This is a genomic window from Ralstonia sp. SA306 (genome assembly GCF_054792405.1).
This window is the reverse complement of sequence record NZ_CP096452.1, coordinates 358,872-375,472: the sequence shown is the minus strand read 5'-3', so window position 1 is coordinate 375,472 and position 16,601 is coordinate 358,872. Positions and strand designations below refer to the sequence as shown.

Genomic DNA, 16,601 nt, shown 5'->3' with positions numbered 1-16,601 from the left:
CATGAACGTTTCAGGCTACGCTGCATCATCGGCCACCAGCGGGCTCGCGCCCTTCGCCTTCGAGCGCCGAGCGCCCCGCGCGGATGATGTTGTTATCGACATCCTGTTCTGCGGGGTGTGCCATACCGATCTGCACCTGGCGCGAAACCACGGCGGCTTCACAACGTATCCAATCGTACCGGGCCACGAGATCATCGGCAGGGTCCGGCAGGTGGGTAGCGAGGTGACCCGCTTCAAGGCCGGAGACATGGTTGGCGTCGGCTGCATGGTGGATTCGTGCCAGCATTGCCAGCCTTGCCTGAAAGGCTGGGAGCAGGACTGCGCAGAGGGCCCCACCTTCACCTACAACGGCATCGACCGGCATGACGGTTCCGTCACCTTTGGCGGCTATTCGGATTCGATCGTCGTCCGCGACAAGTTTGTGCTCTCTGTTCCGAATGGACTGGACCCGACCGGTGCGGCGCCGCTCCTGTGCGCCGGCATCACCACATGGTCGCCCCTGCATCGCTGGAATGTGGGCCTAGGCAGCAAGGTTGCGGTGATCGGTCTGGGCGGGCTGGGTCACATGGCGTTGAAGCTCGCCAAGGCGCTCGGCGCCGATGTGTCGCTGTTCACGCGTTCGCCGGGCAAGGAAGAGGACGCCTTCCGGCTTGGCGCCGATCACGTCGTGCTATCGACCGATCCCCCCCAGATGGCCGCCGTGGCAAACCGGTTCGACGTGATCATCGACACAGTGCCCTACGACCACGACGTCAACCCCTATATGCCGACGCTGGCGCTCGAAGGCGTGCTCGTGCTGGTGGGCTACCTGGGCCCGCTCGGCACACCGGTGAATGCCGGAGGCGTTGTGCGTGGCCGCCGTGCCATCTCCGGCTCCTTCATTGGCGGCGTGCCGGAAACCCAACAGATGCTCGACTTCTGCGGGCAGCACGGCATCGTCTCCGACGTTGAAGTCATTGCCATCCAACAGATCGACGAAGCGTATGAGCGCCTGCTGAAGAGTGACGTGAAATATCGCTTCGTAATCGACATGGCCTCTCTCAAACATTCAGGAGCCGCTGCATGAGCGCGACCATCAAGCCCATTCTGTGCGTTGTCACCAGCCACCCGATCCGCGGCGACAGTGGTGAGCCCACCGGCTTTGCCATGGTTGAGCTGACGCACCCGCTGGAAGTCTTTCGCGAGGCCGGCATTGCAACCGAAATCGCATCGATCCGTGGCGGACACCCTCCGATCGACTTCTTCGATCTCAGCGATCCGGTCAACGATCGTTTCTGGCATGACGCCACGTTCCGGGAGGCGCTCGCGCATTCGCTCGTGCTCAGCGAGGTGGACCCATCGCGCTACTCGGCCGTGTTCTTCGCAGGCGGCCACGGCACCATGTGGGACTTTGCCGATAGCGCCGCTGTGCAGCACGTCATTCGCACCATCTACGAAGCGGGCGGCATCGTGTCGGCCGTCTGCCATGGCCCCGCCGCGCTCGTGAATGCGACGCTTTCGGACGGCGGCCATCTCGTTGCGGGCAAGAAGGTCGCCGCGTTTACTGACGAGGAAGAAGCCGAGGTCAAGTACACCCACGTCGTGCCCTACCTGCTGGCGACGACACTCAAGCAGCGCGGCGCGCTGCATCAGCCCGCCCCCAACTGGACGGCCAACGTGGTCGTGGACGGCCGCTTGATCACCGGGCAGAACCCCGCATCGGCGCACGGCGTTGGTGAGGCGCTGGTCAAGCAACTGACAGGCACGGCCTGACATGAAAATCACCGCCATCGAAGAACATGTGTTGCCCGAAGCCGTACGGAAGGCGTGGAGCACGCTTCCCGGTGGCGACGATGGCACGCTCGCCCTGAATGCTGGCCAGATTGGCGAACGGCTGGCCGACCTGGCCGAGCAGCGGTTGGCGCTGATGGACGAAACCGGCGTCGACGTGCAAGTGCTCTCGCTCACCACGCCGGGGCTGAACAATCTCGGGCATCACGGCATCGAGCTAGCGCGACGCGTGAACGATCTCCTGGCGGAGACTGTTACGGCCAATCCTTCGCGCTTTCAGGCTCTGGCCGTCTTGCCGTTTGCCGACGGCGAAGACACTGCGCAAGAGTTGCAGCGCTGCGTCGAACAACTCGGTTGCAAGGGTGCCATCGTCTACGGCCGTGTCGGTGAGAAGAACCTCGACCACGCGATGTTCGAACCGATGTTTGCCTGCGCGGCAGCACTCGGCCTGCCATTGCTGATTCATCCGCAGATTCCGCAAGCCGGCGTACGCGACGCTTACTACGCTGGCCTCGGCGCGCCTATAGATCTCGCCCTATCGACCTTCGGTATCGGGTGGCACTACGAAGCGGGCATGCAGTTCGTGCGCATGGTTGTCTCCGGTGTGTTCGACCGGCATCCGGGTCTTCAGGTGATCCTCGGCCATTGGGGCGAACTCGTGATGTTCTATCTGGAGCGCCTGACCATGCTCGATCGGGTATCGACAGTGAACCGCCCATTTGTCGAATACGTCCGCGACCACCTCTACCTAACCGCCAGCGGCATGTTCAGCACGGCGTACCTGCGCCAGGCGATCGAACTGGTGGGCCCCGACCGGATTCTGTTTTCGACCGATTTCCCATACCAGTACCGCCCCGGTGCGGATGCTCGGCGCTTTGTCGAAACGCTGCCGCTTGGCGACGAAGACAAGCGGAAATTTGCGTATGCCAACTGGGACAAACTCACACAACGAGGCCAGCCTTGAAGCCGGTATTGTCCGTCGCTGGCGCATGGCTGCGCGCCGCTTTGATCTTGCTGGGGTGCTCTGCCATGCAGATCGCCGCCGCACAGACACCCCACCCACACTCGGGAGACGCCGCCATGCAAAATCCGGGTCTTTGGACCGCGACTGACCACCCCCAAAGCGCCGGCGCGCCGTACGTGCGCATCGCGCAGCTCGAAGTCGATCCGCAGCGTTTGACCGAATTCAAAACCGTGCTTGAACGGAGCGTGTCCGCTTCCGTGCGCCTGGAACCGGGCGTCTATACCCTCTACGCGGTCGCGATGAAGGCGCACCCGAACCGGTTTCTCGTCTTCGAAATGTACAAGGACGAGGCGACGTACGCCGCGCACCGAGAGACGCCGCATTTCCGCGCGTTCTTCGAAGCCACACAGATCATGGTGACCTCTCGCACCTTCCTGGACGTCGATCCTGTTGTACTCGGCGCGAAGGCGTACTGGCAGCCACCTGGCGAGTGACAACGTGGCGCATACCAGCATCCTGACATTGGCACTAGCGCTCGGCGTGAAGAGCATGGGCGCTGATGCAGCAACGCTCCCTCATCCCCCCGACGATCCCCTCATCCCCATGACGACCGGAACCAACGCAACCGCCCTGCAGCCTAGACAACAGGCCATCGTCCCGATCGCGGCTCACGCCGCCATTGGCAATATGCCCGGCCTGAATGCTGCCTTGATCCGTGGGCTGGATGCCGGCTTGACTGTGAGCGACTGCAAGGAAATTCTGGTGCAGATGTACGCCTACGCGGGGTTCCCGCGCAGCCTCAATGCGCTCTCCGAGCTCATGCGTGTGCTTCAGACCCGCAAGGACCGGGGCATCGAAGATGCTCCCGGCCGGGACGCTGGCCCGGTCCCCCAGGGCGCGGCTCTTCTGGCCGCTGGCACCGCCAACCAGACCAAGCTCGCCGGCGCGCCAGTCAAAGGTGCCTTGTTCGACTTTGCCCCGGCCATCGACCAGTATTTGAAAACCCATCTGTTCGGCGACATCTTTGCCCGCGACAACCTCGACTGGAAAGATCGTGAGATCGCCACGGTCGCCGCACTGGCAGCCATGTCAGGCGTGGAGCCCCAATTGCAGGCCCACATGCGCCTAAGCATGAATGTAGGCGTCTCCGCCCGGCAGTTGCGGCACGTAGCACAGATCCTCGCGGACACGGTCAGCGCCGATGCCAGCCAGCGCGCGCAAGCCGCGCTACAGGCGCATTTGCCACAGTAAGGTCGTTGTTGATGCGCCCGGCACATCGCCAACCGACACGGAGAACCGACGGTGAGATCCCTAGCCATTCCTGTGGGCGTACGTACGCTCGGTGCGCTGGCCATTCTGCTTGCCGCGCCATTGCACGGCCAAACGCGGGCCGAGAAGCCAGACATGCCTCGCGCCTACTACGTTGCCGAGTTTGAGCCGACTGTGCCAGGGGCCATCAGGCCGTATAGCGAGCGTGTGGAATCCACGCTGAAACCGTTCGGTGGCCGTTTCATTGCCCGCGGGGGCACATTGGAGGCGTTGGAGGGGCCGGCTCCCAAAGGCGTGGTCGTCATCATCGAGTTCGATAGTCTGGAGCGCGCGCAGGCGTGGTATCGATCGCCGGCTTACGAGGCGCTCAAACCGATTCGCCAGCGCGCGGGGAAGTCGCGCGTCTACATCATGGAAGGCGTTCCCGCAGTCAACGGCTGACGCGTTGAACGGCGCAGCTCTCTGAAATGCCTGCCGCTTGGCCAGACGGGAAATCAACGTATAGCGCGGAATACGGCTGCCCCCCACGTCAGCCGACCGACTGTTTAGCACAGCTTACAGGGCCATCCGTTGGCGGTGCCTTTTACGCCGGGACACGAGAGACTATGGTCAAGCTTTTGCCACGGACAAAGTCATGAATAACCAAACTGCCCTCGTCGAAAGTCAAGGCAGGCGCCTTTGCCTAACAACGGGCATCGGGGCGCTCGCCCTTGCCGCTGGCGGAGCCAGAGCTATTGCGAGCCCGCAGAGTGACCAAGTTGGGTCGTCAAGTCCATCTGCCTCCGTTTTCCTGCTCGCAGCGCGTCCGCAGGTTGGGGAAGTCCAGATGGTGTTCGCTGATCTGGTGCCTGAGTTGGTAGCGAGTTCAGAGACCGTAAGTCCGACGTCACTCTCCTCATCCGCGGGCGTTCTGGCCACCGCTGCCTCAAAGCTGGGAATCCCCATGACATTCTGCGTCGTTCCGGTTGGAGGCAAAGCAGGACGTGTGATCCCTGAGTTCGCCGACTATGCGAACGAGGACAACACATTCTCACGTATCTTCACGAATCCATTCATGGACGCCAGCTTCGTCCAGAGATTGAAGGACAACGCTCGGCCAACGCTCATTGTCTCGGGCTTCACAGTGGAGACGGTTGTCCTCCTGACAGCTCTCGATGCACTGGCCGCCGGTTACAAGGTACATGTGCCCATGGATGCCGTTGGAAGCCGCTCGGCCCGCACGGAAGCTGCAGCCATCCGACAGATCGAGCTCGCTGGCGGAGTGGTCACCTCGGTACGCAGCCTGCTCATGCGGCTGGCGCCAAACATCTCCAAGGGACGGGACGCCGAGGTCTTCAAGGCGCTTTCGGGCCAGAAGTAGCCAGGCACTACGGCGTCCGGTGCTTTAGCGCGTCGACCAGCAGTTGGAAGGCGCGGCTGGGTTGCCGGCGGCTTGGATAGTAGAGGTAGTACCCATCGAGCGGCTTGCACCAGTCCTCAAGAATCCGCACGAGGTGCCCAGCGCGAACGTGCTCTTCTGCGATGTCCTCAGGCACACACCCGATGCCAGCGCCGCTGAGCACTGCCTGAAGCACGAGGCCGCTGCCGTTGAATATGTATTGGCCCGCCACTGGCACGCTGAGCACTACACCGTCTCGTTCGAAAGACCACGGCAGCAAGGCTCCCGTAGAAGGAAGTCGAAGGTTGATGCAGGTATGCGAGCCGAGTTCAGAAGGGTGCCTCGGAACCTCGTGATCGCAGAAGTAGTCGGTCGTTGCGACAACCGCCATTCGCTTGTCCGGGCTAATCCGGATCGCAACCATATCCTTGTCGATGAGTCCGCCAAGCCGCACGCCGGCGTCGAAGCGCTCAGCCACAATGTCGACCAGGCGGTAGTCTACCGAGATCTCGACCTGAATCTCCGGGTATGCCTTGATCAAAGGCAGGAGCTTGGGCCAGAGGACAGTCTCGGCAGCGTGGCCCACGGTAGTAAGGCGGACGGCGCCCGCAGGCCGGTCACGGAGTTCCTGGAGCGCTTCCAGTTCGTTCTCGATGGAACCGAAGCCTGAGGAGAGCTTCTGCAGCAACCGTTCGCCTGCTGTAGTCGGCGCGACGCTGCGAGTGGTTCGAGAAAGCAGGCGGACGCCAAGTCTTGCCTCAAGCGCCGAGATCCTTTGGCTAAGGGCTGACGATGTCATCCCCATCTCATTTGCGGCCTTCGTAAAGCTGCTTTCCCGCGCGACGACAAGGAAGGCGTACAAGTCGTTGAAGTTCTCTGGCCTCATGTGCTATCGGCTTCTGTGTCGGCTCTCCAGGAAGAATGTGCTTACTCGCGATGCGGCAGACTCATCACGGTTAATCGGAGAATCATCATACGCAAGATTCGCAACTTGCTGCGGCTTGTCAATGAAGGTGCGAGCGTGCGCAGCACTCCCTTAGCCATCCAAGTCTCGTGCTCTGCCATCGTGACCTACCTTATCCGGGGCCCCTGAGTGGTCGACCCGCATGATTGGTATCGTCAACGAAATTCGCGACGGTACCAAATACCATCGGATCCAGGCGGCCGTATGGCTATAGCCGTTCAATAGCCCCGTCCACGATGGCGTGCCATTGATCCGCGAAGGTCATCGGGACGGGCGTTGGCCCCTGGCATGCGCTGGCAATCACCACGTCGGGATCGAGTTCGCGCAACAGGCCAAGACTGGCTCTGAGACTGGATTTTCGTCCTCCCGAGAAGGGCCAGATCAGCGTTCCCCAAGACTGCCCCTTGGGGAAGAGCGAATCACCGGTGAAGAGATAGGTCTTGCCGTGCGGCGAGCGGTACATGAAGCAGGTGCTGCCCGAGGTGTGCCCAGGCGTCGGAATGACCTCGATGTTGCCCAGGTGCGTCTCGCGCGCGTCGAAGGTCACGTCGATTGGGCAGTACGACTTGATGGCCTCGACCTCCAGCTTGTGGCAGCACAGGGCCGACCCGAACGTCTGCTTGATCGTTGCCAGTGCCGGCCCGGCCTCGTCCCGGTGGGACAGGTACTGGCGGACGATCCCGCCCAGATCCTTGATCGGCTGCAGCTCCTCCAAGACACCGGTGCCGTAAAACAGGATGTTGCCTTCCGGCCGCGTCAGCAGATAGGCGTGCGAGGTGACGCCTTGGAACGGGTGTTCTGTTTGCGTCTGCCAGAGGTCAGGGAAGAGCTGCTGCATGATTCAAGTTCCCGAGGTCAAGATCGTCGCCCCGCGTCGCGGCGTCGCGTGGGCCGCAGCAAGCGCTTCAGTCGCTTGCGTGAAAGCGAACTCGCGGTATTCAGCAAAGTTCTGCGGTGCTCGGCGCGCCAGTTCGAACAGGTCGACGATGTCGGACGCACGTTGCGCCGGCGTGCTCGCAAGCCAGCCATAGGCGTTCAGACCCCTCAACGTCTGTTGCCGAAACGTCACGGAGATCGTAGAGATCGTCGAAGGGCGCGGGTCGAGGCCACCATATGTCAGTAAGGTGCCACCATCGGCGAGCACGTTCAGGAGCTGGGCGCTCATCTCCCCGCCGATCGGATCGATCGCCACGGCCGGGGCCTGCCCGCCTGCGGCGGTCACCTTGGCTGCCCATCCGTCGTGCTCCGAGCTGACGACGGAAACGCCGGGAACGCTGGGCGCCAGGATCGCTGCACCCGCATCGCTGCGCACCAGCGCGATGGCCTTGGCACCGCGCATCTGTGCCAGCGCGATCAGGTTGCGGCCGACACCGGAGCCGGCGGCCGTGACTAGCAACGGCGCGCCGCCGGAGGCAGCCAGTGCCGCACGCATGAGCACGATCGCGGTGATGCCATTGATGGCAATCTGGCACGCGATCGCATCGCTGACATCATCCGGGACCGGAATGACGGCCATGGCGGGTGCGACCACGCGCTCCGACCACGTACCCTGCGCCGGGAAGAGCATCACTCGCTGACCCGCCTTGATGCCGGTGGCGGGATCGACGTCCGCACCCACCTGTTCAACGACACCGACACCGTCGCCGCCGGGGACAATTCCCTCGGCAGGGATCGGCGAGGGAATGTAGCCGCGCACCATCAAGTCGTCGATCGGATGCACCATGCGCTTGGTGATGCGGACTGTGACTTCATTGGGACCGGGTTGCGGCGGGACGGCGATGTCTTCGAGACGAAGCACTTCGGTCGGTTCGCCATTTCGGCGGTACACATGGGCTTTCATCAGAATTCCTTTGCAGCATTCAGAACGGCGATCACGCTTGGCACGACACCCGTCGTGCATGTAATGCAGTTTGGCCCGACGCCATCGGTCGCGGAAGGTGGATGCTCCCGAAAAATTGCCTAATCCTCCTGGCATCAGACCAACCTTGTTGATGGAGCCGGAGCGTACGCTTAGAGTTGGGCCCATGGACGACGACTTCGAGACAAATCGACGCCGCTTGGCAGCGCGAATCGCGCGTTGGACTGGCGACGCCGAGCAGTACAGGCCTGCGATTGCAGGCCTGACGTTGCACCGGCACACACACGCTGATTCGCCCTTCGATTGCCTGATGGAACCCGCCATCGCGGTGCCGGTTCAGGGCGTGAAGCAAACGTGGCTGGGCTCCGAGGTCTACGCGTACGACAGGCATCGCTTTTTGCTCACGTCGTTGGACTTGCCAGTGGCGATGAATGTGGCGCAGGCGTCGCTCGACTTGCCGTTCCTAAGCGTGGTGTTACGACTCGACACGCGTGCGATCAGTGACATAGTCGTGGAGACCGGCCTGCAGCATCCTCGAGAGCGGACGGCCAACGGTCCGGGCATCGTGTTGGGCAAGACGACAGCAGGGCTACTGTCTGCGTTGGATCGACTGGTCGGGCTGTTGGACGAGCCCGAGTTATTGCCGGTCCTTGCTCCACTGCTACAGCGCGAGATCTTTTATCGCTTACTTTGCAGCGACGTTAAGAGCCACGTGTGGCAGATGGCTTCCATTGCCGATCAGAACCAGAGCATCGCGCTGGCCATCGACTGGCTAAAAAACCATTTTCGTGAGCCCCTGCGCATCGTTGAACTCGCCGCCCGAGTGGGCATGAGCGTGTCCCGCTTCCACCACCACTTCAAGCGCCTCACATCGATGAGTCCGCTGCAGTTCCAGAAGTGGCTGCGGCTGACCGAGGCTCGAAGGTTGATGTTGGTCAAGGGCTTGAATGCGTCGACAGTTGCCTACGAGGTGGGCTATGAAAGTCCCTCCCAATTCAACCGGGAATATGCGAGGCAGTTCGGCACGCCACCGCACCGCGATGTAACCGAACTGGTGCCGCACGCAGCGGCCCCGGTCCGTTAGTCGTAACGGCATCAGCTCTCGTCACGCATCCGCTCCTTCGTCGCGTTTTTGACGAAGAGACTGAATGGATAGGTGCAAAGCGATCGCTTCACTGAGCCGCTGGCGACGGAAGCGAGCCTGGTCATGCGTGAGGCTTCAGCTATGGGACTGTGTCGAGTCCCTGGGGTATCTACAGAACTCTTATTTGCAAATCCGCAAGAGAGCACGTTCGCGTGCCGGCGTTACATCCGCCGAGCGGCCGTCAGTGTGATGCACGTGGGCATCGCACCGGTGTGTCCGCGCGGATGAACGCCTCGGTTTCTCCAGGATTAGCCGCGGCGTAGAGTCCCAGAGAAGCCTTTCCTTAGTGCCTGCTATACCGCACGCTCACCGCGCTTTTAGCCTATCCAACCGCGAATGGTCGATGCCATGACGTTCGTGGAAATCCCATAGCGATCATGCAGGGTGGGAAGTGCACCGGCATCGAGAAATGCGTCCGGCAGCCCGACTTGGCGGAACGGCACACTCACGCCAGCCCGCATCAACGTGCCGGCAACCGCTTCGCCCAAGCCGCCGATCACGGTGTGGTTCTCTGCTACCACCACGAGCCGGCCAGAGCGCCGTGCCTCACGTAGGATCGTCTCGGTATCGAGCGGTTTGATCGTCGGTACGTGCAGCACGCCCACGCCAATGCCGTCGCCCTGCAGCGCCTTGGCCACTTCCAGCGCACGCATCGTCATGATGCCCGACGAAATGACGAGCACTTCGGCGCCGTCGCGCAGCAGCTTGGCCTTGCCCAGCTCGAACTGATAGCCGTATTCGTCGAGCACCACGGGCACGTTGCCGCGCAGCAGGCGCGCATAGACGGGGCCGGCATGGGCGGCAATAGCCGGCACCATCTGCTCGATCTCCAGCGCGTCGCACGGATCGATGACGGTCATGTTCGGCATGGCACGCATCAGTGCGAGATCTTCGGCGGCCTGGTGGCTGGGGCCATAGCCCGTCGTCAGGCCTGGCAGCGCGCAGACAATCTTCACGTCGAGATTGTCTTCAGCAATCGTCTGATGCATGAAGTCGTATGCACGACGCGTCGCGAAGACAGCGTAGGTCGTCACAAACGGCTGGGCGCCTTCGTTGGCCAGCCCGGCGGCGGCACCCATGAGTAGCTGCTCGGCCATGCCCATCTGGTAATAACGGTCCGGAAATTCCTTCGCGAAGATGTGCAGATCGGTGTACTTGCCCAGGTCTGCCGTCATGCCGACGACGTTCTGCTTCACGCGTGCCAGCTCGGCCAGCGCATGGCCGAACGGCGCCGGGCGTGTCGCCTGGCCCTCGCCCGCAATGGAGGCGATCATGGCCGAGGTCTTCAGCTTGGGCTTGTTGATGACGGTGCTGCTCATGCGGTCCTCCCGGCTTCCAGTGCTTGCAGCGCGAGCTGCCATTCGTGCGCGTCAACGCGGATGAAGTGATTCTTTTCGCGCTGCTCCAGGAACGGAACACCGCAACCCATGCGGGTATCGCAGATGATCATGCGCGGCTGAGCACCCTTGTGCGTGCGTGCAGCATCGAACGCCACCTTAACTGCATCGATGTCGTTGCCGTCCACGCGCTGCGTGAACCAGCCAAACGCCTCCAGCTTGGGCAACAGGGGCTCGAACGCCATGATCTGCGTCGATGGGCCGTCGGCCTGCTGGTTGTTCACGTCAACCACGGCGATGAGGTTGTCCAGCTTCCAGTGCGCGGCCGACAGCAGGCCTTCCCATACGGCGCCTTCATCCAGCTCGCCATCTGAGAACAGCGTGTAGACAAACGCGTCGGAGCCCTTGCGTTTGAGCCCGAGGCAGCGGCCGACGGCAATCGTGAGCCCCTGGCCGAGCGAGCCGCCGGACATCTCCATACCGGGCGTATAGCTGGCCATGCCGGACATTGGCAGGCGGCTGTCGTCACTGCCGTACGTCTCCAGTTCCTCGGCGGGCAGGATTCCGGCTTCGAGCAATGCGGCGTAGAGCGCGATCGCATAGTGGCCGTTGGAGAGCAGGAAGCGGTCGCGGCCTTCCCAGTCGGGGTCTTCTGGCCGATAGCGCATGGCGCCGAAGTAAGCGACGGCCAGCACGTCGGCGATGTCGAGCGCCTGCCCGATATAGCCCTGGCCCTGCACTTCGCCCATCAGCAGGGCGTTGCGGCGGATTCGGTAAGCGCGCTCGGCCAGGGGCACGGCGTCAGTTGGGGGCAATGATGTGGAAGTCATGATGGTTCCTGTGATGAAGCGGGAAGCACGAGGCAGAGACAGTCACCGACTCAACGGTTGACGACCTTGGCCGGCACGAAGAACACCAGCACAGCGCCAAGCACGATGGCCGAGGAAATGAAGATCAGCCCAGCCGTTGATTTACCCGTCAGGTCGTTAAGCCACCCGACGATGGCCGGCGAGAAGAATCCGGCAAGATTGGCGAAGCAGTTGACCGCAGCGATGCCCGCAGCGGCCGACATGCCGCCCAGCATGGCCGTGGGCAACGACCAGAACTGCGACGACGAAGACAGGATCCCGGCGGCAGCAATGCTCAGGCACACCAGTGCTGCGCCCACGTTGCCAATTAACGGCAGCGCAGCGAACCCGGCGGCAGCCACCAGCATCGGCACGGCAAGATGCAGGCGGCGCTCGCGGCGGCGGTCTGCGCTCATGCCGACCAGGGGCAGCGCGACGATGGCGCAGATGTACGGCACCGCGGTGAACACGCCCACCCACAGCGGATCGGCCACGCCAGCCTTGCGGATCAGGGTCGGCAGCCAGAACGTCAGCCCGTATTGCCCCAGCACCACGCAGAAGTAGATGGCGGCCAGCAGCCACAGGCGGCGGTCTGCGATGAAGGCGCCCACCGACCCATGCGCGGTCTTCTGCGCGTTGTCACCGGCGACGTTGCGCTCAAGCAGCGCCTTTTCTGCGTCGGTCAGCCACTTGGCCTGGGCGATGCCGTTGTCCAGATAGAGCAGGATGGCCACGCCCAGCAGCAGCGACGGCAAAGCCTCGATCAGAAACAGCCACTTCCACCCAGCCAACCCCGCCACATCGTGAAAGGTGTGCAGGATGTAGCCAGACAGCGGCCCCCCGACGATGCCAGCCAGTGGAATGGCCATGAAGAACATCGACAGTGCCTTGGCCCGGCGCTGTGACGGAAACCAGTACGTCATGTACAGGATGACGCCGGGTGCGAAACCGGCTTCGGCCACCCCGAGCAGAAAGCGCAGCACGTAGAACGACGTCGGCGTGCTCACGAAGGCAAAGCCTGCCGAGATGGCGGCCCACGTCAGCATGTTGCGCGCGCCGACCTTGTGCAGGATCACATTGCTCGGCACTTCAAACAGGAAGTAGCCGAGAAAGAAGATGCCAGCTCCCAGGCCATACACCGTCTCGCTGAAACGCAGGTCGTTGAGCATCTGCAGCTTGGCGAACCCCACGTTGACGCGATCAAGGTAGGCACCCAGATAACAGATCATCAGGAACGGAATGAGCCGGCGCGCGACCTTGGCGTAGGTGCGGGACTCGAACGTGGCCGCATCGGTGCGCGCCAACTCATCGCCCGGCAGGGGCGAAGCAAGCTTCGTGGTCATGGTGTCTCCTACCATGTGCCCCGGGTGGACCCGGGTGCATGTGTCTCGAAGAAGGCCACGGATATGCGAGCCGTGGCGATGAAGGTTGCGTCGTTTAGTGAATCAGCATGCCGCCGTTCACGTCGAGCGTGATGCCTGTCATGTAAGCAGACAGATCACTGATGAGGAACAAGCACGCATTGGCAACGTCCGCAGCATCACCGAGCCGGCCAAGGGGGATACCCTTGATGATCTCGGTGCGCATCTCGGGCGTGAGCTTGTCACCGGTGATGTCGGTCTGGATGAGCCCTGGTGTGATGGAATTGACGCGGACATTGTCGCCGCCGAATTCCCGGGCCATGGCCTTGGCAAGGCCCAGTACGCCGGCCTTTGCAGCGCTGTAGTGCGGACCGCCGAAGATGCCGCCGCCGCGCTGCGCAGATACCGACGACATGCAGACGATGCTGCCGCGCTTGTGCGCCTTCATGTGCGGCAACACGGCTTGCGACATGTACAGCGTGCCGCGCAGGTTCACGTCCAGCACCGCATCGAAATTGCCCGCTTGAATGTCGAGCGTGCGAAGCGGCTGCGTGATACCGGCGTTATTGATGAGACCGTCAATTCGGTCATATTTAGTGAGAACTGCCTGTACAGCGGCATCGCACGCGCTGCGATCGGTCACATCGCAAGCGAAGCCGAGGTGTCCTTCACCCAGATCACGTGCAGCTTGCTCCGCATCTTCAAGCCGCAGATCCAGCACCACGACCCGGGCACCGTGTGCGGCAAGCGCCTTTGCCGTCGCCTTGCCAATACCGCGCGGCGAAGCCGCACCGGTCACGATCACCACCTTGTTCTCGAGCAACATCGTTGTCTCCTGGCTGTTGGAATCTTGTTGGCTGCAGTGTTGTGCCAGCAGGCGATTCGATCAACGCAGTTGGATTCAACTATGGCTGAGAAATTTTCAGATGAAGCCGGGCATGCCACTGGTGCGGCGCACCATCGCGCCCCGGCAAGCTAGGCGCCCGGTGCTGTTTTGACCTGCCGGTCGACCCAGGCGAGAAAGCGCGCCACGCGCGGCAGTTCGGCATTCTGGGGTGGGAAGACGATATGGTGGCCCGCCACCTCCAGCGCGTGGTCCTTGCCAAATACCGGCACGAGCCGGCCCTGGTCGATCAGGACCGATGCGAGCAACGTGCTTTCCAGCGCCACGCCCAGGCCGAGCGCCGCAGTCTCGAGCGACATGTACGAACGGTCGAAGGCGAAGTCGAACGACACGTGCATGTGCTCGACGCCAACGCGTGCAAACCACTGCTGCCACTGCACGATCGGCGTCTCCGACCGAATGAGCCGATGCGCGAGCAAGTCTTGCGGCGACTGCACGGGGTGCCGTTCGAGGTATGCCGGTGAGGCCAGCGGAGCGATGTGCTCGGTGCGCAGCGTCCTGATCTGCACGTCGCGCCAATGCGCGTGTCCGTAGCGGATGTCGAGGTCGTAGAACCCGCTGGTGAACGAGACGTCTTCATACGAACACGACACGTTCAACCGAATGTCGCTGTGATCCTCCTGGAATGCCGCGAGCCGGGGCAATAGCCACATCAGGCCGAAGCTGGGGCTGGAGTGCACGCGCAAGATCTCAACTTCGGCGCGGTTGGAGGCGCGCTCAGTGGCGCGGCCCAAGTCGGCAAGCGCCCCCGTGATGTCACGCAAGTACTGCTCACCTACGGGCGTCAGTACTAAGCCGCGCCCTTGCCGGAAGAACAATGGCTGGCCAATCGCCGCCTCCAGATTGCTGATCTGGTGGCTGACAGCCGAGGCTGTCAGGCCAAGCTCTTCGGACGCGCGATTCACGCTCTTCGTCCGCGCGACGGATTCGAATGCGATGATCGCCTTCATTGGGGGAATACGCATGTTTCGCATCGCGGGCCGCAGCGAGCAGTTGACGAAATACGAAGCCTAGCCTCTTTTGCTGTGCGGCATGGACAGTTCCACACTCAGTTGTCGGCTAATCCCTGCTCTCTTCCACTGTTTCGATCCCGAGAGCGTGCCAGACAGCTTGGGACTTGCGCTCGCCTAGTGCGTCGGATTTCCGGAGAGGTTGTATCAGGATGTCCGGGGCCGACGGGCATCCGCGAAAACTCAGAGTTACGTGAACCAAAACGCGGATAGTTCAAAGTTAAGCGAACCACGAGTTCAACGTTGACCGAGCAACTCGGCCGGGAAGGCCTGCAAATCCTGACCTACCGGTTCAGCGTTGATTGAATCTCGACAGCATCGTCGAACTACATGCTTCCCATCGGATCATCCTCCCGCTGCAATTCAATGCCGCAAACCGTTTCATGATCTGCGACTACAGAACCAACAGCTTCGATGTTCATTGTCGTTGGCCTCCAGCCATCGATTTGAAGCCGTCTGGCTGCATGTTAGTTGCAGAGCGGAGCCCTATGCCTCATCTATGTTTTGCCATTCAGACTACCCGCAATGGATACAAACCAGCGGGAGAAACGTACCGTGAATGCGCTGAAAACGCCCCAATCCAAGCATTGGCTCAGCAAGGTTCCTGAGGTCACTCTCTCATTCTGGGTGATCAAGATCCTGTCCACCACCGTCGGAGAAACGACCGCCGACTTCCTCGCGGTCAACGCCGGTCTGGGCCAAGGCGTGACCCGCTTGGTGATGGGGACACTGCTGGCTGCAGCCCTGATGGCGCAGTTGCGCACGAAGCGCTACACCCCGTGGATCTATTGGTTATCCGTCGTCTTGGTAAGCGTGGTCGGCACCCAGATCACGGATCTACTGACCGACGGCCTGGGGGTCAGCCTCTATCTCAGCACCCCGGTCTTCGCCACCTTGCTTATCGCCATTTTTGGAGCCTGGTACCGGTCGGAACACACTCTGTCCATCCAGGACATCGTCACGCGCAGGCGGGAGCTCTTTTACTGGAGCGCCATTCTTTGCACATTCGCGCTCGGGACCGCCGCTGGCGATCTGGCAACCGAAGCGCTAGGACTCGGCTTTGCCTGGGGTGCTGTGTCGTTCGGCGCAATGATTGCCATCACCTATGTCGCATGGCTCAGCGGGGGCAACGTCGTGCTGACTTTTTGGGTCGCTTATGTACTGACACGTCCCTTCGGTGCAGCACTCGGTGACCTGCTGACCCAAGCAAAAACCTACGGCGGCCTCGGCATGGGAGCGCCCAGGACTAGCGCCCTCTTTCTAACCGTGATCGTCATGCTGGTCGCCGTCGCTCAGTTCAACGTGAACCGTATCAGAAACGCTCAAGCCACCGAATAACCCGCACTGCCACTTTCAAGGAAAAGCTCATGCGCCATATTCATTGTTCAATCGCCCGCTCCGCCGCCGCTGCGACGACCTTGGTTTTTCTGTTGCTTGGGACAGGATGCTCGAAGTCGACCGACGCGAACGCAGCGGGCGCGGGCACACCGTCCGCAGTGCACACGGCATCCAAGCTAGGGGATTTAACCTCGTTCCGCATCATCGCCGCTGATGTGGCCAACTTCGTGGACGAGGGAAACTTGGCAGCGGCCAAGACCCGCATCAAGGATCTCGAGGTCGCCTGGGACTCGGCTGAAGCCGGCTTGAAACCCCGTGCCCCCGACGACTGGCACCTTCTGGATAAAGCCATCGACCGGGCATTGGAGGCGCTACGGGCCAATCCGCAAAATTCCACAGAGTGCAACGCGGCCGTGGCGGCATTGCTCAAGACCTTCAATTCGCTGAGCTGACCTT

The 16,601-nt window shown here is 62.0% G+C and carries 18 protein-coding genes; 10 read left to right on the top strand and 8 right to left on the bottom strand.

All coding sequences use genetic code 11. The features are described 5' to 3' along the window. Position 1: 1 nt before the first annotated feature. From M1D44_RS18245 to M1D44_RS18215, 7 genes are all read left to right on the top strand, one after another. Complete coding sequence (locus tag M1D44_RS18245; RefSeq protein WP_439004678.1) at positions 2-1,066, top strand: NAD(P)-dependent alcohol dehydrogenase; 1,065 nt, start codon at positions 2-4, stop codon at positions 1,064-1,066. Then, positions 1,063-1,752: a type 1 glutamine amidotransferase domain-containing protein gene (locus tag M1D44_RS18240; protein ID WP_439004679.1), complete on the top strand. Its 690-nt coding sequence runs from the start codon at positions 1,063-1,065 to the stop codon at positions 1,750-1,752. Before M1D44_RS18245 ends, M1D44_RS18240 begins: the two co-directional genes overlap by 4 nt. Position 1,753: 1 nt before the next feature. Further along, the gene (locus M1D44_RS18235) at positions 1,754-2,734 is read left to right on the top strand and encodes an amidohydrolase family protein (RefSeq protein ID WP_439004680.1); all 981 of its coding nucleotides are present in this window, start codon (positions 1,754-1,756) and stop codon (positions 2,732-2,734) included. Then, positions 2,731-3,228 carry a putative quinol monooxygenase gene (locus M1D44_RS18230; protein WP_439004681.1) on the top strand — a complete coding sequence of 166 codons (498 nt, stop codon included), beginning with the start codon at positions 2,731-2,733 and terminating at the stop codon, positions 3,226-3,228. The genes M1D44_RS18235 and M1D44_RS18230 overlap by 4 nt, the downstream gene beginning before the upstream one ends. Positions 3,229-3,283: 55 nt before the next feature. Continuing rightward, positions 3,284-3,985, top strand: coding sequence for a carboxymuconolactone decarboxylase family protein (locus M1D44_RS18225; RefSeq protein WP_439004690.1), 702 nt, complete (start codon positions 3,284-3,286; stop codon positions 3,983-3,985). 51 nt (positions 3,986-4,036) lie between these two features. After that, positions 4,037-4,444, top strand: coding sequence for a DUF1330 domain-containing protein (locus M1D44_RS18220; protein WP_439004682.1), 408 nt, complete (start codon positions 4,037-4,039; stop codon positions 4,442-4,444). 502 nt (positions 4,445-4,946) lie between these two features. After that, positions 4,947-5,363 (top strand): isochorismatase family protein, encoded by a 417-nt coding sequence (locus M1D44_RS18215; RefSeq protein WP_461241625.1) that lies wholly within the window; start codon positions 4,947-4,949, stop codon positions 5,361-5,363. Between the two features lie 7 nt (positions 5,364-5,370). Here M1D44_RS18215 and M1D44_RS18210 read toward each other — a convergent pair whose 3' ends face one another. From M1D44_RS18210 to M1D44_RS18200, 3 genes are all read right to left on the bottom strand, one after another. After that, complete coding sequence (locus M1D44_RS18210) at positions 5,371-6,267, bottom strand: LysR family transcriptional regulator (protein ID WP_439004684.1); 897 nt, start codon at positions 6,265-6,267, stop codon at positions 5,371-5,373. A gap of 286 nt (positions 6,268-6,553) precedes the next feature. Continuing rightward, positions 6,554-7,183, bottom strand: coding sequence for an MBL fold metallo-hydrolase (locus M1D44_RS18205; RefSeq protein ID WP_439004685.1), 630 nt, complete (start codon positions 7,181-7,183; stop codon positions 6,554-6,556). A 3-nt stretch (positions 7,184-7,186) separates the two neighbouring features. Beyond that, on the bottom strand, positions 7,187-8,185 hold the full coding sequence (locus tag M1D44_RS18200) for a zinc-binding dehydrogenase (RefSeq protein ID WP_439004686.1): 999 nt from the start codon (positions 8,183-8,185) through the stop codon (positions 7,187-7,189). 184 nt (positions 8,186-8,369) lie between these two features. On the opposite strand from M1D44_RS18200, the gene M1D44_RS18195 reads away from it, so the two are divergent. After that, complete coding sequence (locus tag M1D44_RS18195; protein WP_439004687.1) at positions 8,370-9,287, top strand: AraC family transcriptional regulator; 918 nt, start codon at positions 8,370-8,372, stop codon at positions 9,285-9,287. 377 nt (positions 9,288-9,664) lie between these two features. On the opposite strand, the gene M1D44_RS18190 is transcribed toward M1D44_RS18195, so the two are convergent. The 5 genes from M1D44_RS18190 to M1D44_RS18170 all read right to left on the bottom strand — a co-directional run bounded on the left by M1D44_RS18190 (position 9,665) and on the right by M1D44_RS18170 (position 14,762). Further along, the gene (locus M1D44_RS18190; protein WP_461241624.1) at positions 9,665-10,666 is read right to left on the bottom strand and encodes a transketolase family protein; all 1,002 of its coding nucleotides are present in this window, start codon (positions 10,664-10,666) and stop codon (positions 9,665-9,667) included. Then, positions 10,663-11,514 carry a transketolase gene (locus M1D44_RS18185; RefSeq protein WP_439004482.1) on the bottom strand — a complete coding sequence of 284 codons (852 nt, stop codon included), beginning with the start codon at positions 11,512-11,514 and terminating at the stop codon, positions 10,663-10,665. The genes M1D44_RS18190 and M1D44_RS18185 overlap by 4 nt, the downstream gene beginning before the upstream one ends. 50 nt (positions 11,515-11,564) lie before the next feature. Then, entirely contained in the window at positions 11,565-12,875 is a 1,311-nt protein-coding gene (locus M1D44_RS18180; protein ID WP_439004483.1) for an MFS transporter, read from the bottom strand. A 94-nt stretch (positions 12,876-12,969) separates the two neighbouring features. Beyond that, a complete protein-coding gene (locus tag M1D44_RS18175; protein WP_461241623.1) occupies positions 12,970-13,719 on the bottom strand; it encodes an SDR family NAD(P)-dependent oxidoreductase in 750 nt (249 codons plus the stop codon). Between the two features lie 149 nt (positions 13,720-13,868). Then, on the bottom strand, positions 13,869-14,762 hold the full coding sequence (locus tag M1D44_RS18170) for a LysR substrate-binding domain-containing protein (RefSeq protein ID WP_461241622.1): 894 nt from the start codon (positions 14,760-14,762) through the stop codon (positions 13,869-13,871). 600 nt (positions 14,763-15,362) lie between these two features. On the opposite strand from M1D44_RS18170, the gene M1D44_RS18165 reads away from it, so the two are divergent. After that, entirely contained in the window at positions 15,363-16,145 is a 783-nt protein-coding gene (locus M1D44_RS18165; RefSeq protein ID WP_439004669.1) for a COG4705 family protein, read from the top strand. A 29-nt stretch (positions 16,146-16,174) separates the two neighbouring features. Further along, entirely contained in the window at positions 16,175-16,597 is a 423-nt protein-coding gene (locus M1D44_RS18160; RefSeq protein ID WP_439004666.1) for a hypothetical protein, read from the top strand. Positions 16,598-16,601: the final 4 nt, after the last annotated feature.